The 255-nt window shown below is 54.1% G+C and carries 1 protein-coding gene; it reads left to right on the top strand.

The window, feature by feature from the left end:
* Window positions 1–16: 16 nt before the first annotated feature.
* Window positions 17–255: IS66 family insertion sequence element accessory protein TnpA (tnpA, locus tag ACO0K1_RS20370; RefSeq protein ID WP_423029040.1), on the top strand; the 239-nt coding region annotated here is incomplete at its 3' end.

Here is a 255-nt window from a genome sequence, read left to right as displayed (position 1 = left end):
GCTATGGAATCAACGCCTGCAGGATTGTGTGGCGAGCGGGATCTCCGTGCGTGCCTATTGTCGACGTGAGTCGATTGCCAGTTCGACGTTTTACGCATGGCGTAAATATTTTTCTGATAAGACAATCGCTCCTGCAATTGCGCCACGCACAACGCAAGAACCGGTTTGCGCGAACCTCGCCATTGCCGAGAAGAAGGCGATCCCAGTCAAACCAATCACGATGGTGCCAGTGGCAATGACTACCGCGCGCTGTGA

It is taken from the genome of Undibacterium sp. SXout20W, from assembly GCF_049340285.1.
GTDB lineage: Bacteria > Pseudomonadota > Gammaproteobacteria > Burkholderiales > Burkholderiaceae_D > Undibacterium.
Note: the sequence above shows the minus strand (reverse complement) of the source record. Positions and strands in the feature narration are given on the sequence as shown.